The 21,042-nt window shown below is 42.5% G+C and carries 23 protein-coding genes and 1 other annotated feature; of the genes, 22 read left to right on the top strand and 1 reads right to left on the bottom strand.

The features are described from left to right. Window positions 1-241 precede the first annotated feature (241 nt). The 20 genes from hflK to NYE65_RS04950 all read left to right on the top strand — a co-directional run bounded on the left by hflK (window position 242) and on the right by NYE65_RS04950 (window position 18,801). Window positions 242-1,276: an FtsH protease activity modulator HflK gene (gene hflK / locus NYE65_RS05045; RefSeq protein WP_340862087.1), complete on the top strand. Its 1,035-nt coding sequence runs from the start codon at window positions 242-244 to the stop codon at window positions 1,274-1,276. Then, window positions 1,273-2,205, top strand: a complete 933-nt coding sequence (hflC, locus tag NYE65_RS05040; RefSeq protein ID WP_034309097.1) for a protease modulator HflC — start codon at window positions 1,273-1,275, stop codon at window positions 2,203-2,205. The genes hflK and hflC overlap by 4 nt, the downstream gene beginning before the upstream one ends. A 127-nt stretch (window positions 2,206-2,332) precedes the next feature. Further along, window positions 2,333-4,957 carry a DNA polymerase I gene (gene polA, locus NYE65_RS05035; RefSeq protein WP_063575504.1) on the top strand — a complete coding sequence of 875 codons (2,625 nt, stop codon included), beginning with the start codon at window positions 2,333-2,335 and terminating at the stop codon, window positions 4,955-4,957. Window positions 4,958-4,976: 19 nt separating this feature from the next. Next, entirely contained in the window at window positions 4,977-5,807 is an 831-nt protein-coding gene (mutM, locus tag NYE65_RS05030) for a DNA-formamidopyrimidine glycosylase (protein ID WP_309077119.1), read from the top strand. Between the two features lie 79 nt (window positions 5,808-5,886). Continuing rightward, window positions 5,887-6,519 carry a sporulation membrane protein YtaF gene (gene ytaF / locus NYE65_RS05025; RefSeq protein ID WP_328176299.1) on the top strand — a complete coding sequence of 211 codons (633 nt, stop codon included), beginning with the start codon at window positions 5,887-5,889 and terminating at the stop codon, window positions 6,517-6,519. 22 nt (window positions 6,520-6,541) lie between these two features. Then, entirely contained in the window at window positions 6,542-7,141 is a 600-nt protein-coding gene (gene coaE / locus NYE65_RS05020) for a dephospho-CoA kinase (protein WP_096337889.1), read from the top strand. 158 nt (window positions 7,142-7,299) lie between these two features. Continuing rightward, window positions 7,300-8,337, top strand: a complete 1,038-nt coding sequence (locus NYE65_RS05015; RefSeq protein WP_057276696.1) for a glyceraldehyde-3-phosphate dehydrogenase — start codon at window positions 7,300-7,302, stop codon at window positions 8,335-8,337. A 355-nt stretch (window positions 8,338-8,692) separates the two neighbouring features. Beyond that, window positions 8,693-9,073: an adenosylmethionine decarboxylase gene (gene speD / locus NYE65_RS05010; RefSeq protein WP_034311443.1), complete on the top strand. Its 381-nt coding sequence runs from the start codon at window positions 8,693-8,695 to the stop codon at window positions 9,071-9,073. 269 nt (window positions 9,074-9,342) lie between these two features. Continuing rightward, window positions 9,343-9,804, top strand: coding sequence for a transcriptional regulator NrdR (gene nrdR / locus NYE65_RS05005; protein ID WP_034309080.1), 462 nt, complete (start codon window positions 9,343-9,345; stop codon window positions 9,802-9,804). Between the two features lie 64 nt (window positions 9,805-9,868). Next, window positions 9,869-11,281 (top strand): replication initiation and membrane attachment family protein, encoded by a 1,413-nt coding sequence (locus NYE65_RS05000; RefSeq protein WP_328176297.1) that lies wholly within the window; start codon window positions 9,869-9,871, stop codon window positions 11,279-11,281. After that, window positions 11,268-12,206, top strand: a complete 939-nt coding sequence (gene dnaI, locus NYE65_RS04995) for a primosomal protein DnaI (RefSeq protein ID WP_048681168.1) — start codon at window positions 11,268-11,270, stop codon at window positions 12,204-12,206. The genes NYE65_RS05000 and dnaI overlap by 14 nt, the downstream gene beginning before the upstream one ends. A gap of 121 nt (window positions 12,207-12,327) precedes the next feature. After that, complete coding sequence (ytxC, locus tag NYE65_RS04990) at window positions 12,328-13,188, top strand: sporulation protein YtxC (RefSeq protein ID WP_230136773.1); 861 nt, start codon at window positions 12,328-12,330, stop codon at window positions 13,186-13,188. A 390-nt stretch (window positions 13,189-13,578) separates the two neighbouring features. After that, complete coding sequence (thrS, locus tag NYE65_RS04985; RefSeq protein ID WP_048681177.1) at window positions 13,579-15,510, top strand: threonine--tRNA ligase; 1,932 nt, start codon at window positions 13,579-13,581, stop codon at window positions 15,508-15,510. 106 nt (window positions 15,511-15,616) lie between these two features. Continuing rightward, window positions 15,617-15,787, top strand: coding sequence for a hypothetical protein (locus tag NYE65_RS04980; protein ID WP_328176295.1), 171 nt, complete (start codon window positions 15,617-15,619; stop codon window positions 15,785-15,787). Window positions 15,788-15,840: 53 nt separating this feature from the next. Continuing rightward, window positions 15,841-16,335, top strand: a complete 495-nt coding sequence (locus tag NYE65_RS04975; RefSeq protein WP_340859970.1) for a GNAT family N-acetyltransferase — start codon at window positions 15,841-15,843, stop codon at window positions 16,333-16,335. Window positions 16,336-16,460: 125 nt separating this feature from the next. After that, window positions 16,461-16,598: a sequence feature (ribosomal protein L20 leader region), on the top strand. A gap of 98 nt (window positions 16,599-16,696) precedes the next feature. Continuing rightward, window positions 16,697-17,197, top strand: coding sequence for a translation initiation factor IF-3 (gene infC, locus NYE65_RS04970; protein WP_034309072.1), 501 nt, complete (start codon window positions 16,697-16,699; stop codon window positions 17,195-17,197). 34 nt (window positions 17,198-17,231) lie between these two features. Next, complete coding sequence (gene rpmI, locus NYE65_RS04965) at window positions 17,232-17,432, top strand: 50S ribosomal protein L35 (RefSeq protein WP_034309070.1); 201 nt, start codon at window positions 17,232-17,234, stop codon at window positions 17,430-17,432. A gap of 35 nt (window positions 17,433-17,467) precedes the next feature. Next, window positions 17,468-17,827 carry a 50S ribosomal protein L20 gene (rplT, locus tag NYE65_RS04960; protein ID WP_034309067.1) on the top strand — a complete coding sequence of 120 codons (360 nt, stop codon included), beginning with the start codon at window positions 17,468-17,470 and terminating at the stop codon, window positions 17,825-17,827. A gap of 68 nt (window positions 17,828-17,895) precedes the next feature. Then, window positions 17,896-18,171 carry a DUF1294 domain-containing protein gene (locus NYE65_RS04955; RefSeq protein ID WP_057276692.1) on the top strand — a complete coding sequence of 92 codons (276 nt, stop codon included), beginning with the start codon at window positions 17,896-17,898 and terminating at the stop codon, window positions 18,169-18,171. Window positions 18,172-18,231: 60 nt separating this feature from the next. Further along, window positions 18,232-18,801 (top strand): TVP38/TMEM64 family protein, encoded by a 570-nt coding sequence (locus NYE65_RS04950; protein ID WP_328176293.1) that lies wholly within the window; start codon window positions 18,232-18,234, stop codon window positions 18,799-18,801. Window positions 18,802-18,853: 52 nt separating this feature from the next. On the opposite strand, the gene NYE65_RS04945 is transcribed toward NYE65_RS04950, so the two are convergent. After that, complete coding sequence (locus tag NYE65_RS04945) at window positions 18,854-19,234, bottom strand: sigma-w pathway protein ysdB (protein WP_340859969.1); 381 nt, start codon at window positions 19,232-19,234, stop codon at window positions 18,854-18,856. A 110-nt stretch (window positions 19,235-19,344) separates the two neighbouring features. On the opposite strand from NYE65_RS04945, the gene NYE65_RS04940 reads away from it, so the two are divergent. Further along, the gene (locus tag NYE65_RS04940) at window positions 19,345-19,833 is read left to right on the top strand and encodes a dUTP diphosphatase (protein WP_340859968.1); all 489 of its coding nucleotides are present in this window, start codon (window positions 19,345-19,347) and stop codon (window positions 19,831-19,833) included. A 64-nt stretch (window positions 19,834-19,897) separates the two neighbouring features. Then, complete coding sequence (locus NYE65_RS04935) at window positions 19,898-20,983, top strand: M42 family metallopeptidase (protein ID WP_057276690.1); 1,086 nt, start codon at window positions 19,898-19,900, stop codon at window positions 20,981-20,983. Window positions 20,984-21,042: the final 59 nt, after the last annotated feature.

The following is a 21,042-nucleotide window of genomic DNA, read 5'->3' as shown; positions in this document are numbered from 1 at the left end:
CAAGATGATTGGAACAGGTAGACAAAACTCCTGTAGGAATAGCGTCTAAGTTGCAATCAACGTTCAAATCGTACAAACCTTAAACCTTAGGCAGAGACATGGTCTCTGTCTTTTAATTTTGGCTATATTCCCCGGATACCATTCCTCTATCCTATTTTTCTGGGAAAATATTTGATTTTTATGAAACTTTAGGCCCTTTCTTGCGTAAATAAGATATAACTGCAAAGAAGGGGTGATACATATCGTTAGCTTAAAAAGGATATATACAATTACAGGACTTGTCTTTCTTATTTTAATTTTGGGTGTAGTGGCGATATCGACCTGGTACACGGTTGATGAATCCGATCAAGCTGTCATAATGACGTTTGGTAAAGTGGAGGAGACGATAACGGAACCAGGACTTCACTTTAAACTGCCTTGGCCGATTCAATCGGTCGAGAAATTATCCAAAGAAACATTCAGTCTTAAATTTGGATATAAGGAAGAGGATGGAGAGGTGAAGGATTACCCGAGTGAGACCAAAATGATTACGGGTGATGAAAATATTGTGCTGGCAGACCTAGTCGTTCAGTGGAAAATCACCGACCCTCCAAAATATCTATACAATGCAGAAGATCCAGAAAAAATATTATACGATACGACTTCAGCTGCATTACGGAGCATAATCGGCAGCACGAAAATCGATGATGCCCTTACATCTGGTAAAGCGCAAATCGAAGCGGATGTACGCGATTTATTGTCACAGCTAATGAAGAAGTATGATGTTGGGATTTCCATATCTGCGGTTAAACTCCAGGACGTCGAGTTACCGAATGAAGAAGTGCGGAAAGCATTTACCAATGTAACGGATGCCCGTGAAACGGCGAATACGAAAATCAACGAAGCGGATAAATATGAAAATAAGCGTATGAATGAAGCGGAAGGGGAAAAAGATGCCATCATTTCACAGGCCAATGGGGATAAAGCTGCCCGTACGGAAGCTGCCCGCGGGGATGTAGCGGTCTTTGAAAAATTACTCAGTGAGTATAAAGGCAATAAGGGGATTACGAAGGACCGTCTAATTATTGAGACCCTTGAGGAAGTATTGCCGAATGCTGAGATTTATATTATGAATGATGATGGAAACACAATGAAGTACTTGCCGCTTCGCTCGCTTGAAAAGGAGGAAACGAAAAAAATTCCTGCCCCTGATGAAGCCGCCATACCTGAAGGAGAAACGAAAAAAGGGAATGCATCGGAAGAAAAAGCGACAGGGGAAGGGGGCACTAAACAATGAGTGGAAAAATAATAGATTTCTCTGAGTTGAAAAAAGGGGATTTTCATTGGAGGGGCTATGTGAGAATCGGCATTTTCCTGATTATTTTCATCGCGCTGCTGCTAATCATCTTCACCAATGTCTATATCGTCAAAGAGGGCGAATACAAGGTCGTCCGCCAATTCGGTGAGGTGGTAAGGATCGATAAGACTCCGGGATTGAAGGCGAAGGTGCCATTCATTCAGAGTATCATGACCTTACCGAAGTATCAGATGACTTCCGATGTTTCCGAAGCGGAAATCAATACGAAAGATAAAAAACGGATGCTGATCGATAACTATGCAGTTTGGAGAATAGAAGATCCGAAGAAATTGATTACAAATGCAAGGACACTTGAGAATGCCGAAACGAAAATGGAAGAGTTCATCTATTCGGCAGTTCGTTCAGAGCTGGGCCAGCTGAATTATGATGAGATCATCAATGATGAGAAGTCATCCAGGGGAAGTTTAAACGACCGCATAACCGAAAAAGTCAACGATTTGCTGCAAAAGGACAGTTATGGAATCAGCTTGACGGATGTCCGGATCAAGCGGACTGACCTGCCTTCCGAAAACGAAGCATCCGTCTTCAAGAGGATGATTTCCGAGCGGGAATCGAAAGCGCAAGAATACCTGTCCAAAGGTGATGCGAAGAAAAACCGTATCATTGCGGATACCGATCGGAAAGTGAAGGAACTGCTTTCTACTGCGGAGGCTGATGCAGAAGTGATCAGGGCAGAAGGGGAAGGGGAAGCAGCGAAAATTTATAATAAATCGTTTTCCAAAGACCCCGAATTTTATAAACTATACCGGACTCTTGAATCCTACAAGAAAACGATTGGAGATCAAACGGTCATCGTTCTGCCTTCTGATTCCCCTTATGCCAGCTTGTTGATGGGAAATACTAAATAACCTTGATGCCGTCATTTTTCTTTCCGCTTCTACTCATGGTAGAATAGAGAAGGAAAATGAACGGCTTTTTGCGTTTTTATATAGAAGCTATAACTACATAAACCTGTATGACTGGAGGAAGACGGATTTGGATAAAAAGCTAGTGCTCATAGATGGAAACAGCATTGCATACCGTGCGTTTTTTGCGCTTCCGCTCTTGAATAATGATAAGGGGGTCCATACGAATTCCGTGTACGGATTCACCATGATGCTCAACCGCATTCTTGAAGAAGAAAAGCCAACGCACATACTTGTGGCATTCGATGCGGGTAAAACGACATTCAGGCATGCATCATTTAAAGAATATAAGGGGGGGCGCCAAAAAACGCCGCCAGAATTATCCGAGCAATTCCCTTTCATTCGGGAGCTGCTTGATTGTTTTCAAATAAAAAGGTATGAACTGGAGAACTACGAAGCCGATGATATTATCGGTACGCTGTCTTTACAAGCGGAAAAAGATGGTTTTGAAGTGAAGGTCATTTCCGGTGATAAGGATTTAACGCAATTATCCTCCCCTAGTACGACAGTTTCCATCACGAAAAAGGGGATAACTGAAATTGAGGAATACACTCCAAAGCATATACATGAAAAATACGGTCTATCCCCTTTGCAAATCATTGATTTAAAAGGGCTGATGGGAGATGCTTCCGACAATATCCCCGGTATTCCGGGTGTTGGTGAAAAGACTGCCCTTAAATTATTGCATCAATTTGAAACGGTTGAAAACCTTCTGCAGTCGATTGATGAGGTAAGCGGACAAAAATTGAAAGAGAAAATCGAAGAACATAAAGACCTGGCCTTATTAAGCAAAGAGCTGGCTACGATAACGAGGGAAGCACCGCTTGAAGTTTCCGTTAACGAGACCGAGTACACGGGCATGGATCAGGATCGGGTAATCTCATTCTATAAGGAGCTTGGTTTTTCGACTTTACTCGATAAATTGGATGTAACGGAAAGCGCACCGCTTGAACAGGAGAAGATAGAGGTGCACACTGCTGAAATGACAGAAGGAATGTTTGCAGATGAAAGTGCCTTGTATGTTGAAATTTTAGAAGATAATTATCATCGAGCCGACATAATAGGGATCGCCATCAGTAATGAACAAGGTCATTTTTACTTCAATGGAGAGGATGCTCTGAGTTCCGATGCATTTAAATCCTGGGCAGAGGATGAAACAAAAAAGAAAACGGTTTTCGATGCGAAGCGTACGGTCGTGGCACTGCGTCATCGGGGAGTCGAAATAAAAGGCATCGATTTTGATGTGTTTTTGGCATCCTATATCCTTGATCCGGCAGAGTCAGTGGACGAAGTCGCAGAAATCACGAAAACCCAAGGTACTATCCGGCTTGAAACAGATGATGTTTTTTATGGAAAAGGTGCAAAACGCAAAATACCAGAGGAAGCGGAATTGAGGGAGCATATCGCCAGAAAATCGAAGGCGATCTTTTCTCTGAAAGAACCGATGATAGATAAGCTGCAAGAGTTCGAGCAGTATCACCTATTTACGGAACTGGAGCTGCCCTTGTCGATCATCCTGGCAAATATGGAATGGCAGGGAATCAAGGTGGACATAGGCCGACTGAAAAACATGGGACAGGAATTAGCCATTCGCTTAAGAAATATCGAAGCGCGAATTTTCGAATTGGCTGGAGAGGCGTTCAATATCAATTCACCTAAACAGCTTGGGGCCATCCTGTTTGAAAAGTTGGAGCTTCCGGTCATGAAGAAAACCAAAACAGGTTATTCGACTTCAGCCGATGTATTGGAAAAACTGGAGAGCAAGCATGATATCGTTAAGGAAATACTGCTGTATCGCCAGCTTGGTAAGCTGCAATCCACTTACATTGAAGGATTGCTTAAAGTGGTCAATGGCAAAACGGACAAGGTGCACACCCGGTTCAACCAAGCATTGACCCAGACCGGCCGGTTAAGTTCTACAGATCCCAACCTCCAGAATATCCCGATCAGACTGGAAGAAGGGAGGAAAATCAGGCAGGCCTTCATTCCTTCCGAAAAGGATTGGATCATTTTTGCTGCCGACTACTCCCAAATCGAATTACGTGTCCTGGCGCATATCGCCAATGACAGCGGATTGGTGGAAGCATTCCAGGCCGGGATGGACATCCATACAAGGACAGCCATGGACGTATTCCATGTATCGGCAGATCAAGTCACCTCGAATATGAGGCGCCATGCCAAAGCGGTCAACTTCGGAATCGTTTATGGTATAAGTGATTACGGGCTATCGCAAAGTCTTGGAATCACGAGAAAAGAAGCTGGAGAGTTCATCGAGAAGTATTTACGAAGCTTTCCAGGTGTTCAGGAATATATGGAAGAAAGCATACATGAGGCCCGGCAAAAAGGATATAGCACGACTCTGATGCAAAGAAGGCGATATATACCTGAGATAACAAGCAGGAATTTCAACATCAGGAGTTTTGCCGAACGGACAGCGATGAACACGCCGATTCAAGGCAGTGCCGCTGATATCATCAAGCTTGCCATGATCAACATGAATAAACGCCTGAAAAAGGAGGGGCTCAAAACGAGAATGCTTCTACAGGTTCATGATGAATTGATTTTTGAAACCCCTCCTGAGGAACTCGAAATCCTTAAAGTGATCGTTCCGGAGGAAATGGAAAATGCCATTGAATTGAACGTGCCCCTTAAAGTGGATTATGCTTTCGGGCCAACATGGTTTGATGCCAAATAATAAAAGATAGGTGATTGCAATGCCAGAACTTCCAGAAGTGGAAACAGTCAGAAGAACGTTAGAGCAGCTCGTACTCGGAAAAGAGATCAAGGAAGTGTCCGTTTTCTGGCCAAAGATCATTAAAGCGCCTGAGCCTGTCGAACAGTTTCAGGATGCCTTAAGGGGGCAGACGATTTCTGCAATAGGCCGTCGGGGCAAGTTCCTCATTTTCACCTTGGATGATTATTCGATGGTTTCGCATTTAAGAATGGAAGGGAAATACGGCGTTCATCCAAAAGAAGAGCCGTATGATAAGCATACCCATGTAATCTTCACTTTCACGGATGGCAGTGAACTTCGGTACAGGGATGTCCGGAAATTCGGAACGATGCATCTATTTGCCAAAGGGGAAGAATTTGAACAGTTGCCCCTGCTGCACTTAGGGCCTGAACCGTTATCCGAAGATTTTACTGTCGAAGGTCTTCGTGCGAAGTTGGCAAGAACCAACAGGAAAATCAAGCCCGTTCTCCTTGATCAAACCGTTGTCGTCGGGATTGGGAATATATATGTGGACGAGTCGTTATTCCGTTCCGGTATCCATCCGGAGAGAATGGCATCTTCACTCACGTTGCAGGAAATCGAAACGTTGCATGCTGAAATCATTGCGACGTTAGGTGAAGCTGTGGAAAAAGGCGGAAGCACGATTCGTTCATACATTAATTCCCAAGGGCAAATCGGCATGTTTCAGTTGGAACTGAATGTTTATGGACGAAAAGGCGAGAACTGCAAAACATGCGGCACGCCACTTGAAAAACTGGTTGTTGCAGGACGCGGCACACATATTTGTCCGTCATGCCAGCCGCTAAAATAGGTCATGTTTATTCAAACACATCGGATGGGCTCCTTCCATATACTAGGGTAGCAACGAGTAGGGAAGGAGTAATATTCCGATGTGGCTACAAATTATTTTTCTCGCTTTTGCAGTTAGTATTGACGGATTTGGCGTCGGTTTGACATTCGGTATGCGGAAGATGAAAATCCCCTTAAGGTCAATAGCGGTCATCTCATTTTGTTCTGCATTGAGTTTAGGTATAGCGATGGTCATCGGACAATTCATCAGTCAGCTCATATCTATCGGGGCGGCTGAAAAAACAGGCGGCATCATCCTCATTTTTCTTGGTGCCTGGATGGTGTACCAGTATTTTAAGCCTGAAAAGGATTTGAAAGATGATAGATATCATGAAAAGATCATCTTTAATTTTGAAATTAAATCACTTGGGGTAGTCATTAATATTTTACAAAAACCATTGAATGCCGATTTTGATAAATCAGGTACGATAACAGGTGTTGAAGCGCTTGTTCTGGGGTTTGCACTTTCGCTGGATGCGTTCGGGGCCGGAGTTGGAGCGGCTATGATCGGGATTTCACCGATCATCCTCGCAGGGTGCATCGCTGTTATGAGTTCGATTTTCATTTGGAGCGGAATTCAAAGCGGAAAATTGCTTTCAAATAATAAAGTTATTCAGCATTTGACCTTTCTCCCAGGTGTATTATTGATTATCATCGGTTTATTCAAGTTATGATAAGGTTAAAAGGGGGGAGCTTATGGGACAAATCATCGGAATCACCGGAGGCATTGCCAGTGGGAAAAGCACCGTCAGCCTCTATTTACAGGAACTCGGATTCACGATTGTCGATGCAGATCTGGCTTCCCGTGCTGTCGTTGAGCCAGGTGAAGAAGCCTATCACCAAGTTGTGAAAGCATTTGGAGAAGATATCTTATTGACGGATGGGAATATAGATCGCGTAAAGCTTGGGTCGATCATATTTAATGATCAAGAAAAGAGATTGCTGTTGAATGGCATCGTGCATCCTGCCGTCAGGAATTGGATGCGGCTAAAAACGGAAGCGGCACTATCATCAGGAGAAGAAACGGTGTTCATGGATATTCCGCTCCTATTCGAAAGCAAGCTGACATTCATGGTGGATAAGACGCTTTTGATCTATGTGGATGAGCAAGTACAATTGAAGCGATTAATGAATAGGAATGGTCTTTCGGAGACGGAGGCACTTGCCAGGATCAATTCGCAAATGCCCTTGGCCGATAAAAAGGCCTTAGCGGATGCCGTCATCGATAATAATGGTGATATTAATGAAACGAAGCGGCAAGTGAAGGCAATACTTAGCGAATGGTATGTCATATAATCATGATAAAAAGAAGAAACCGCCCGGTTTCTTCTTTTTATGTTGAAAAAATAAGAACAATCCGCATTTTTATTAGCACAATTCCTCTGAATTATGTTATACTAATTACATGTGAAAGGTAATAAGTATAACACTAATATTTCTGGAGGGTCCGAACAATGAATTCAAGAATAGCGATTAACGGATTTGGGAGAATTGGAAGAATGGTTTTCCGAAAAGCCATATTAGACGAGAGTTTGGACATTGTTGCCATAAATGCAAGCTATCCAGCTGAAACTTTAGCACACTTACTAAAATATGATACGATACATGGTAAATTCGACGGTATCATTATAGCTGAAGATGATTCACTAGTAGTGAATGGCCGCCAAGTAAAACTAATAAATAACCGCGATCCAAAGCTATTGCCTTGGAAAGAGATGAACATAGATATTGTAATTGAAGCCACTGGCAAATTCAATGATCGTTCTAAAGCGGCTCTTCATTTAGACGCAGGAGCAAAAAGAGTAATATTATCAGCCCCGGGTAAAAATGAAGACGTTACCATTGTAATGGGAGTGAATCAGGAGGTGCTGGAAATTGACAAGCATTTCGTCATATCCAATGCATCTTGTACAACGAACTGCCTTGGACCTGTTGCAAAAGTGCTTGATGAAAAATTCGGCATAAACAACGGTTTAATGACAACGATACATTCTTATACAAATGATCAAAATAATATCGATAACCCGCACAAAGACTTGAGACGTGCCCGTGCCGCTGCGGAAAGCATGATTCCTACGACTACAGGAGCTGCAAAAGCCATCTCACTAGTGTTGCCGCAATTAAAAGGCAAACTTCATGGAATGGCGATACGCGTACCGACACCAAACGTATCTTTAGTCGATCTTGTTGTGGATTTAAACCGTGATGTCACGATTGAAGAAGTGAACCAAGCCTTCATCGACGCTTCAGAAAATGAACTCAAAGGAATCATGGAATTCACGATGGAACCTTTAGTTTCCAGTGATTTCAAAACGAATCCACACTCTGCAATCATCGATGGATTGACAACGATGATGATCGGGGACAGGAAAGTGAAGGTCCTTGCTTGGTATGATAATGAGTGGGGTTACTCTAACCGTGTAGTGGACCTTGTAAAATTGGTTGGCTCCGAGTTGAAAAAAATGTCCGAAGTCGAATTATCAGTAAAATAAAATGAAAAACCCGAGCCTGCTAAAATTTTTTAGCGGGCTATTTTTCATGCAGTGATCCATGAATTCCCGGCTGCTTTATGGCGCTGAATTAACAGAAGACGGAATTTGCTCCACATTGGAACCTTCGCTATTTCCCCATTACATATAAAGTTTATCTTTCCAAAAATTCAATTTGGAGTTGCAAAAAAAATTCAAACCATATATACTATGAATCGTGAACTTCTTCAAAACGGTTTGCATGATGGCTACTTAAAGGGTTAGGACCTCTTTGGACTAACTTTCCCCCGTGGTAGTTATCAGAACTTATTTTTAAATCATGGTAAGGGGGAAGCTTAATATGGAAACAGCTTACACTATGGAAACAATGGGTAGACATGTCATTTCTGAACTTTGGGGTTGTGACTTTGAAAAACTGAACAATATCGATTTAATTGAAAAGATTTTTGTTGACGCTGCTTTGAAATCAGGTGCAGAGGTACGAGAAGTTGCCTTTCACAAATTTGCTCCACAAGGAGTCAGCGGGGTTGTCATCATTTCTGAATCACACTTAACGATTCACAGTTTTCCAGAACACGGCTACGCGAGCATTGATGTCTATACATGCGGTAACTTGGATCCGAATATTGCGGCAGATTATATTGCAGAAGCTTTGAATGCGCAAACACGTGAAAACATAGAATTACCACGTGGATTAGGTCCTGTACAAATGAAAAAAGCCAATATAAGTGCCCTATAAAAAAATGTATACACAGAGATGCCATGGGTGCATCTCTTTTTTAATGCAATGAATCGGCAGTCTGATTCACTTTATTGGAGAGGATTGCCTTGTAGCACAATGCCCTTGGCAACGGTGCTTCAACGGCAGAACAAAAAGTGCCTGCTGCCGGAAGTTACACTTTTTACTTGTACTGTCCGTTCCTTTTAATATAAGATTAAGATAGAGAAGTAATTCCTTGGGGAACATTTAGATAGGGGAGTCCTACATAAAATACGGAGCTGATAATGATGAAATGCCCATCATGTCAATATAACGGAACAAGAGTGCTCGATTCCAGGCCAGTCGATGAAAGTAAATCGATTCGACGACGCCGTGAATGTGAGGCATGTGGTTTTCGATTCACGACATTTGAAAAGGTGGAGGAAACACCGCTTATTGTAGTGAAAAAGGGCGGGACACGTGAAGAGTTCAGTCGTGATAAAATCCTGCGTGGCTTAATCAGGGCTTGCGAAAAACGTCCGGTTCCCTTGAAAGAACTAGAGCAAATTACCAGTTATGTAGAAAAAGAACTACGCAACCAGGGCATATCGGAAGTGAAAAGCGACAGTGTCGGCGAAATGGTAATGGACAAGCTGGCAGAAGTCGATGAGGTTGCCTATGTAAGGTTCGCATCCGTCTATCGACAATTTAAAGATATCAATGTCTTTATTGATGAACTGAAAGATTTAATAAATAAAGAAAGAAAGTAGAGCTGAAGATTCACTTTGGCTCTTTTTTCACTACATCTTTTGAAAGGTTTGAATGGAGATGTCAATGCATTGGCAAGAATTGCTCCCAGCTGATTCATATTTGGTCTCATCTGCGGGGCTGCTTCATGATTATGATCGGAAAATACTTACCCGACTATATCAACCTCTTATTGGACCTATCTGCATTAGCCTGTATATGACGTTATGGAGTGAATTGGAGGAAAACAGGCTATGGTCGGAAACCTCCTCGCATTATCAATTAATGAATACCATCGGCCTTAAGTTAGGTGATATTTACGAAGCACGCCTTTTACTTGAAGGAATCGGCCTGTTGAATGTATATAAGAAATCGAAAAATGAAACGAAGGAATTCATTTATGAGTTAAACCCGCCGCTTTCACCCCAGCAGTTTTTCACGGATGGAATGCTGAATATTTACTTATACAAAAAAATCGGTAAAGCTCAATTCAACCGGTTAAAGAGGTTCTTTTGTGATGACCATATCTTAACCGATCAATATGAAGGTGTGACTAAATCTTTTGCGGAAGTATTCTCATCAGACCATTTGGACTCTTTATATGTAACGGATGAAGCGAAAAACGAATGGAAACCGGTGCCTGAACAGCAATACATCGATCGGGGAGAAGGCGTTGAGCCATCGGGGTTTGATGACTTATTCGATTTTGACCTTTTATTTGCCGGGATGAAATCCTCGATCGTGCCGAAAAAGGCTTTTACTCCTAAAATAAAAAGTACGATTGCCAAACTCGCTTTTTTATATGGCATTGATCCGCTGGAAATGCAAAAACTAGTAATGGATGCCGTTTCATTGGATGATGAGATTGATGAGGAATTGCTTAGAAAGGCGGCAAGGGACTGGTACCAGATCGAACGGCAGGCCGATATGCCTTCCCTTGTCAATCGAGTGCAGCCAATTCGTGAACGGACACAAAAAGAAGAACCGAAAACAAAGGAACAAGAGTTAATCCGTCATTTGGAGACGATTTCCCCGAGGGAGCGGCTGATGCAATTGTCTGGCGGTGCAGAGCCGTCAAGCGGTGATTTGAAAGTGGTTGAGGGCGTGATGATCAACCAAAAGCTGAATCCGGGTGTCGTCAATGTCTTGATTGAATATGTCATGCTCAAAACGGATATGAAGTTCACGAAGGGTTATGTGGAAAAGCTGGCAGGCCATTGGGCACGGCTAAAGGTCTCAACAGTCGTCGAGGCGATGGAACTGGCCAAAAATGAACATAGGAAATATCAGGACTGGGCTCAAGGAAGCAGGAATGCTGCGAAGGGCAGCCGGAAAAAGGCGATACGGGAAGAAGTGGTTCCTGAATGGCTTGAGAAAAAAGAAGAAGCACAGCAGGAGCAGAATGCGGATCAGCCTGAATTGGATGCCCAAAAACGCGAACTTCTGGAGAAATGGAAGCTGTGGAAAGCGGGAGGTGAAATGAACGATGGAAAAGATTAATAGGTCCCTTAATAAATTGGCCAATACAAATCAATTTCAACAACGTTATGAAAAGCTGAAACAGGAGATTTTTGAAAACGAACAGGTGCGGTTATTCATGAATGCCAACAGCTCGACGGTCACGAAGGAAATGATTGATAAAAACTTGGGGAAGCTTTATGAGTTCACTTCACAGAGCAATAAGTGTGATAAATGTCCGAGCTTGGATGGCTGCATCAATATGATGCAAGGGTATTATCCTAAATTGGTGGTGCAAGGAAAAGCCCTGAACCTGCATTATGAAGTCTGCCCGAGGAAATTGGCAGAGGATGAAAAGCGGAAACGGGAAAAGCTGATCCGCAGCCTGTATGTACCGAAGGATATTTTAAAGGCCAGCATTGAAGATTTTACCCAAACAGATAATGAAAACAAACGCTTGTCTGTCCTAAGTAAAGCGATGTCGTTCATTATGGAATATGAGCCGGGTAAAAGGCAAAAAGGCTTGTATATATATGGGAAATTCGGTGTTGGGAAAACGTACTTATTAGGTGCGATCGCCAATGAACTTGCAAAAAGGCAAATTTCCTCCCTTATAGTCTATGTACCTGACTATTTGAGGGAACTTAAGGGATCGATAGGTGATAATACGGTCAATGAAAAAATTGAAATGGTGAAAACGGCACCTATCCTCATGCTTGATGATATTGGAGCGGAATCCATGACGAGCTGGGGACGCGATGAGGTTTTTGGTCCGATTTTGCAATTTAGGATGCTGGAAAACCTGCCGACATTTTTCACTTCGAATTTTGACTTGAATGGCCTGGAGAACCACCTGACCTTTTCACAGCGCGGTGAGAAAGAAGAAGTGAAGGCGGCCCGGGTACTGGAAAGAATTCAATATTTAGCCGAGCCGGTCAAGCTTGATGGCGTGAATCGGAGAAGATGAAGAAAAGTGGTCTCTTAATGGAGGTCACTTTTTTCTTCTTACAAGGCCCATCCTACTTCTAAACACGTCCCCATCCCCATATACATGAAAAAAGAAGCAAGGGGGAAGGGGGGATGTCGTAGTGCAAATTTTGTTTCAAAACGATTCAGAGGCATTGAAATTACTGAATTTCGTTTCTGTCCATCCACTGGGGGCAGAATTTCAAGCATATATTCGATTTATTCCGCAACAAGGCATGCATGTGGATATGACGGAATCTTCAGGTGATGAATGGCTAATTCTGCTTCGTGATGCATTCCATTCTTTTTTATTGGAAGAAAAGACGCTTCCTGTTCTGGAGCAAATTATAGTCGGTAAATTTTTTTATAGGGAACGGGAAGAAATTGAAGCCATCATTGAAATTGCATCATCCATCATCGAGGCGGAAAGAGCCAGGAATCAAGATGGAGCATTCAGTACGGAGAAACGATTGATTGAGGAAGGACTTCAAAGCATCTTGGCTGGAAAGGTATCTTTTTCATTCGATTCTTTTACGACCTTCCGTTTAAAATCGTTTCAGCACACTTTGGAAAAGTATGTCGTCAAGGCGATTGATGAATATAAGCTGGAACAGGACTATCAAAATTTCATTGCTACGCTCCGTGATTGCCTTCAAGGGCAGGAGTCGAAATTAAGAAAGCTTCACCTGGTCAACCGGGACGGTTTTCACTTCTATGATCAGAAATTCAGCAAACTCGACCGTCCAAAAATCAATAGTATGATTGACAGGAGGCTTCTTGCCAAAAGCTCACTTTTTCTCGATACGGTGATACTTGCCCCGCTTTTATCGATTGCTCCTGAAAACTTGTGCATCTATACCGATGACAAGGAAGAGGGGCTCATTCAGACCATTTCAAGGATTTTCGAAGAACGGGCGACCATTTTACCACTTTCGTCATTTTCTATGCAGTTGAATGAACTTTCGTGGAAAAAAGAAAATTAACCTTGATTTTCACCGTATAACAAATTATAATTTCCTACATACTATTAAAAAACTAAAAGTTATGATGAGGACAAGGGTATTCTAGTTGCCGATTATCAGAGAGGGAAGCCAACAGGCTGTAAGCTTCCTATTCGCATGGAACACTTACCACCTTTAAACTTCGGCTCGGAAAGCAGGCATTCTGCGAATATGAGCTGACGGGAAGCTGCCGTTACCAAGTTACAAGTGCCATTTTGCCGTGAAAAGCAAGCTGGAACGAGGGTGGAACCGCGGGTTAATGATATTTATTACTAAGCTCGTCCCTGTTTTATACAGGGGCGGGCTTTTTTGTGTTGTAATGGAATCAAAAACCTGTAATTTGTTCGAACAAATAAGAAGGAGTGAAACTGAATGTCAGAACTACTGAAAATATCTTTTCCTGACGGAGCGGTCAAAGAGTTTGCTAAAGGCACAACAACTGAAGACATCGCTGCGTCCATCAGTCCTGGTTTAAGGAAAAAATCCATTGCCGGAAAATTCAATGGTGAATTATATGATTTAAAACGTCCGATTGAACAAGATGGTACAATCGAAATCGTCACACAGGACGCAGCGGATGCTCTTGAAGTATTGCGTCACAGTACAGCGCACTTGATGGCACAAGCGATCAAACGTTTGTACAAAAACGCTAAATTCGGCGTAGGGCCAGTCATTGAGGGCGGCTTTTACTATGATATGGATCTAGAGGAATCATTGACTCCTGAAGACCTTCCATTGATTGAAAAAGAAATGAAGAAAATCGTCAACGAAAACTTGGCAATCTCCCGCATCGAAGTGAGTCGTGATGAAGCGATTTCCCGTTTTAAAGAAATCGGCGACGAGTATAAATTGGAGTTGATCGATGCGATTCCTGCCGATCAGCAGGTAACACTTTATGAGCAAGGGGAATTCTTTGATCTTTGTCGTGGAATTCATGTTCCATCAACTGGGAAAATCAAAGAATTCAAGCTATTGAGCATCGCTGGAGCATACTGGAGGGGCGATAGCAAAAACAAAATGCTTCAACGCATTTACGGTACGGCTTTCTATAAAAAAGAAGATTTGGCCGAACACCTGCGTCTCCTTGAAGAAGCCAAGGAACGTGACCATCGTAAAATCGGCAAAGAATTGAACTTGTTCATGAGCTCACAGAAAGTGGGGCAAGGGCTGCCGATGTGGTTGCCAAAAGGCGCGACAATTCGCCGTACAATCGAAAGATATATCGTGGATAAGGAAGAACGTTTAGGTTATGACCATGTCTACACACCTGTAATGGGAAGCGTGGACCTTTATAAAACATCCGGACACTGGGATCATTATCAAGACGGCATGTTCCCGGTCATGGAGATGGAAAACGAACAGCTTGTCCTGCGTCCGATGAACTGTCCGCATCACATGATGGTCTATAAAAACAGCATCCACAGCTACCGCGAACTGCCAATCCGGATTGCCGAGCTAGGCTTGATGCACCGCTATGAAATGTCAGGTGCCCTTTCAGGCCTTCAGCGTGTACGTGGGATGACATTGAATGATGCGCACATTTTCGTTCGCCCCGACCAAATCAAAGAAGAGTTCAAGCGTGTTGTGAACCTTGTTCTGGAAGTTTATAAAGATTTCGATATCAAGGATTATTCATTCCGTCTGTCTTATCGCGATCCTCAGGATACAGAAAAATACTTCGATGATGATGACATGTGGGAAAAAGCGCAAAGCATGTTAAAAGGCGCCATGGATGAGCTTGGTCTTGATTACTTTGAAGCGGAAGGTGAAGCGGCATTCTACGGTCCTAAGCTTGATGTTCAGGTGCGTACTGCCTTAGGGAAAGATGAAACGCTTTCCACTGTTCAGCTTGATTTCTTGCTTCCTGAACGTTTTGACCTCAATTACGTCGGTGAGGACGGCAAGCAGCACCGTCCGGTTGTTATCCACCGCGGCGTCGTTTCCACAATGGAACGTTTTGTCGCTTACTTGATTGAAGAATACAAGGGGGCATTCCCTACTTGGCTTGCACCTATCCAAGCACAAGTGATCCCGGTCTCACCTGAAGTGCACTTGGATTATGCGAAAGAGGTACAGGAAAAACTTAAAGCGCAAGGCATTCGTGTCGATCTGGACACACGTGACGAGAAAATCGGTTACAAAATCCGTGAAGCGCAAATGCAAAAAATCCCGTACATGCTGGTCGTTGGAGACAATGAAGCCAAAGAAGGCAGCGTGAATGTACGTAAATACGGTGAACAAAAATCCGAAACGATCGCATTTGAAGATTTCGTTTCAGCGATTAAGGCGGAAGTGAGCCGTTAACAGCAAAAAGAGGGGCACATATAGTTGTGTCCCTCTTTTTAATCATGGCATGATAAAATGAAACCATCATGTGAAAATATGTACAGCAATGAAAAGGAGGGGCAGCATGAAAAAGAAATTTACTTATCTATTCGGACCGACATTCCTTGTCATCATCATCTTATTGTTATTGGATGATTATCGACAATATGCCATCGTCCCGGTTCTGTTTTTTTGGATAGCGCTATTTTCTTGGGACGCCATTGAGAAAAAGAAAAAGGCGAAAGAAAACTCTTAGCATTTGATCGCTTCGATCAGTATAGACTGTAACCAAAGGGGGAATGGGGATAAATGGAGATTAGAAAGGCTTCAAGGAAAGACGCGGGTAACCTGGCTGCTCTGTTCAATCATGTTGAAGATTCCGGGTATATGCTGTTTAACCCTGGGGAAAGAAAAGCTACGGCAAAACAAATGGAAAAGCAATTGGAGCAAATCGAAAAAAATCCCCCTTCCATTGTCCTCGTTTCCGCTAGCGGCCATGAGTTGAAAGGTTATTTAATCTTATTGGGCAATCAAATGGGCCGAACGAGGCATTCCGCCAAAATCGTCATCGGCATCCATGAACAGGACAGAGGAAAAGGCATCGGTACGAAGCTATTTCAGAAAATGGAGGAGCATGCACGGACAAACGAAATACGGCGCCTGGAATTGTCCGTCATCGGAAACAACGCCCCTGCGCTTTCCTTATATCGAAAGATGGGTTTTGAAAAGGAAGGAATAAAGCGGGAATCACTGTTTTTGGATGGAAAGTATCATGATGAATATTTTTTGTCCAAATTACTTTAAAAAACGTATTGTCAAATAACTGAATGTCTGATAATATTAATTTTGTTGTAAAAAACGAATAAATTAGCATTTGACAAGTCATCAGTGTTTATGATATATTTCTAAAGTGAATTGAATACGTGTTTGAGGAAAAGAAGAAGCACCCGCTTCTCACCTGGTTGACGCAAACAATGCAGTTAACAGGTCATGATTTGATTATTTGGATCTTTCTGAATGAGTCTATCAAGTGTGGGTGCAACATGCATCCACACTTTTTTATTATGATTATATCCTGTAAGCGAGTTGTGAGCGTGACCGAATTTATTCAAATATTCGTATTCGCCAATATCTTTGGAGGTGGCTAACTATTAGTAAAGACGCGATGGTAAACGAGGGCATCCGAGCCCGTGAAGTTCGTCTTATTGACCAAAACGGAGAACAACTTGGAATTAAAACGAAATTCGAAGCATTGGAAATTGCCGCTCGTGTAAATCTTGATCTAGTTTTAGTTGCTGCAAATGCAAAGCCTCCGGTAGCCCGGATCATGGACTACGGAAAACACCGCTTCGAGCAGCAAAAGAAAGACAAGGAAGCACGTAAAAATCAAAAAGTCATCAGTCTGAAAGAGGTTCGTTTGAGCCCGACGATTGAAGAGCATGATTTCAATACGAAGCTTCGCAACGGTATTAAATTCCTTGAAAAAGGCGATAAAGTAAAAGCTTCTATCCGATTCAAAGGACGTGCCATTACGCATAAGGAAATTGGTCAACGTGTACTCGTTCGTTTTTCTGAAGCATGTAAAGAAGTGGCTACAATCGAGCAACACCCAAAAATGGACGGGCGCAGCATGTTCATTATCTTAGCACCGAAAAACGAAAAGTAATTGTAAAGTAATTTGTAATGAGGAGGAATACCTTATGCCTAAAATGAAAACTCACCGCGGATCTGCTAAACGTTTCAAAAAGACTGGATCCGGCAAACTTAAGCGTTCTAACGCTTACACAAGCCATTTATTTGCTAACAAATCTACTAAGCAAAAGCGTAAGCTTCGCAAAGCTAGCCTTGTAAGCAAAGGTGACTTCAAACGTATTCGTCATATGCTAGACAACATTAAATAAGTTCGATTTATCGAGTTAAATAGGAGGGAAATAACATGCCACGTGTAAAAGGCGGTACTGTTACTCGCAAACGTCGTAAAAAGGTAATAAAATTAGCTAAAGGTTACTATGGCGCGAAACATATTCTTTTCAAAGTAGCTAACCAACAAGTAATGAAGTCAGGAAACTATGCTTTCCGTGACCGTCGTCAAAAGAAACGTGATTTCCGCAAACTTTGGATCACTCGTATCAACGCTGCAGCACGCATCAACGGTCTTTCTTACAGCCGTTTAATGCATGGCCTAAAGCTTGCTGGTATCGAAGTGAACCGCAAAATGCTTGCTGATCTTGCTGTTGCTGACGAACAAGCTTTTGCTCAATTAGCAACTGCTGCTAAACAACAATTAGACAAATAAGTCTGACTGATACAGCCACTCTCTTTTCAAGAGGGTGGCTTTTTACATATTTAAAGGAGGGAATGGGAATGCAAGGAGTATGGTTCATTGCTGCTTATATGATCATCACGAACATCATCGGTTTTGCCTTAATGGGAATCGACAAAAGGAAAGCGCGTAATGGGGAGTACCGGATCAGCGAAAAGACACTTTGGTTTTGGGCTGTCATAGGAGGAGGGACTGGGTCCTTTTTGGGGATGAAGCAATTCCGCCATAAGACGAAGCATGCCGCTTTTAAGTGGGGTCTGCCTATATTGATGATTCTTCAGATAGGCTTATTGATTAAGGTATTCATTCAATTGTAATAAGTAGCCCGTATAGTGTATATGCTTGTAGAAGCAGCAAAGAGTAGCTGGAGGGAGAGCATGAATGATAAACTGACACTTGTGATGAGCTACGTTCAATCTGGAAGCGTGTTTGCACCGTTGATTTTTATCACTTTTCATTTATTAAGGCAATTTTTATTCATTCCCGTCATTGTGGTTTGCATGTCTGGAGGAGTATTATTCGGGGCAGCTTTTGGAACCATCTATTCGGTAATCGGTTTGACTCTTTCCAGCATGGCCTTTTATTTCGTGATAGGCAAATTTCCGAGAACAAAGGATAGGCTGCTGCGGCTTAAGAATAAGCTGTTTGGTAACCGAAAACTGAACAGCCGGCAAATTGCAGTACTCAGGCTAATACCATTCATACACTTTTATTTATTGTCGCTTTGTTTATTGGAATCCAATAAAGGGCTGAAAAATTATTTTTACCTATCCTTCATGACCAATCTTCCTGTAGCATTCGTATACACGGTTTTTGGCCACTATATTGCAGATTTCAGTCCCACGCTGATCGTCATCATTTTATTATCCTTAACCTTATTGATCTATTTATTGAGAGAGAAGCAGACGGTCGTCCCCTGGAAGGAATTTTTTCGTTCAGATGATTAATATAGAGCCTTGAGTCCATTTTCCTCAAGGCTCTTCATTATGCGTGATTTTTTCAATTTTGTAAGAACTCCTTGACCGGGCTCTTCCAATCAATAACGGCATCCGGGTATTGTTTTTTTATGGCTGCCTCGATTTTCAAGAAATCATTTCGCTTCAAGCCTTTCAGGCCTGCCACTTTTTTAGGCCAAATGAAGATGGAGATGACCTCGAAGGAGCGTTCCGTCGTCCCTAAATACTTTTCCCCTTCAAACATCACCCCGTTGTACGTCAATAAAAAATTCTTTCGTATATTGGCTGTATCGTCGAGCAGAAAGAATTTTTTCTGTTCATGTGCCAGCTCTAATTTTCTTTTCGGATTAAATAGGTATTTAATGACTGTATAGATGAAGAAAATGATGAGAGCCAAAAGTATGAACCGCATGATCAATACCATGGAGATACCTCCTTAAACAGAGTGATTCCCTTTCATTTACGTATGGGTTTTTAATAAGTTTCATTTATTTGATATAATTTAGGGGAAGACGAAGGAAAGAAGTGATGAAAATGAACATAAGTAAATTAATGGAAATGCAGGCGGCTTTGGATGAGCATATACAATCCAAGCATGATTTGGGTGGGGAAGACTTGGTGGAACGAAAGATACTTGCTCTTTTAGTGGAGCTTGGAGAGCTTGCCAATGAAACAAGATGTTTTAAATTCTGGAGTCTTAAAGGACCCTCTGATAAAGAAACGATTTTGGCTGAATATGTGGATGGCATTCATTTCATTTTGTCACTCGGGATCGAACGGGGTTTTGTACCGGAATTTCCATCTGCCATAAAGATGCATCAGGAGGATTTGACGGTTCAATTTACTGCCATTTACGGCTACATCAGTGAATTTCGCACACAGTTGACAGAGTCATCTTACCAAAAGGTTTTTACTGCGTATTTACTTTTAGGAGAGTTGCTCGGATTTTCGGCAGCGGATGTGGAAAAAGCATATGTAAGCAAAAATGAAGTCAATTACGAAAGGCAAAAGCAAGGCTACTGATTGTTTATGAAATCGATTGTCTGTATAATTATTCTTGTAATGTAAGTTATAAGGAGGTAAGGGTATGGCTCAATTGGATGAAACGTTAAAGATGCTTGCTGCCTTAACGGATGCTAAAGGCATTGCAGGAAATGAAAGTGAAGTAAGAAAAGTGATGACCGAATACATAACACCATTTGCGGATGAAATATCGACAGATGGGCTGGGAAGTTTGATCGCCAAGAAAACGGGAGATGAAAACGGACCGAAAATCGTCGTTACCGGGCATATGGACGAAGTCGGTTTCATGATTACCCAAATTGATGATAAGGGATTTTTGCGTTTTCAGCCGGTAGGGGGCTGGTGGTCACAGGTAATGCTGGCCCAGCGCGTGACGATCGTTACGGGTAAAGGTGATATAACGGGCATTATCGGTTCCAAGCCGCCACATATCCTTTCAGCGGAAGCGCGGAAGAAGCCGATTGATATTAAGGATATGTTCATTGATATTGGTGCATCCAGCAAAGAAGAGGTTAAGGAATGGGGCGTCAAGCCGGGGGATATGGTTGTGCCATATTTTGAATTCACGGTTATGAATAATGAAAAGATGCTGCTCGCCAAAGCCTGGGACAATCGAATTGGCTGTGCAATCGCCATTGATGTGCTTAAACAGCTGAAAGACAGCGACCATCCTAACGTAGTTTATGGAATTGGAGCAGTGCAAGAAGAGGTCGGCCTGCGTGGCTCCAAAACATCCACATTCAAAATTCAGCCGGATATCGGTTTTGCCGTCGATGTCGGTATTGCTGGTGATACACCGGGGGTTTCCGAAAAAGAAGCGATGAGCAAGATGGGGGAAGGCCCGCAAATCGTCATCTATGATTCATCGATGGTGGCACATAAGGGATTACGCGATTTCGTCACCGACACGGCTGATGAAATGAATATTCCTTATCAATATGAATCGATTCCTGGCGGCGGGACGGATGCCGGCTCCATCCATTTAACGGCAAATGGTGTTCCCGCCCTGGCGATCACGATTGCCACACGCTACATTCATTCACACGCAGCAATGCTTCACAGGGATGATTATGAGAATGCAGTTAAGCTCATTGTCGAAGTGATTAAACGCCTCGATCGCGAAGCGGTTGATCGGATCATTTACGAGTAATATAGTAAGTTAAAAATGGAGAGGCCTAATATAGGTCCTCTCCATTTTCTTTTTCTTAT

This window comes from Peribacillus sp. FSL R5-0717 (assembly GCF_038002945.1).
Taxonomy (GTDB): domain Bacteria; phylum Bacillota; class Bacilli; order Bacillales; family DSM-1321; genus Peribacillus; species Peribacillus frigoritolerans.
The sequence above is the reverse complement of the archived record's forward strand: the minus strand, read 5'-3'. Positions and strand labels throughout refer to the sequence as shown.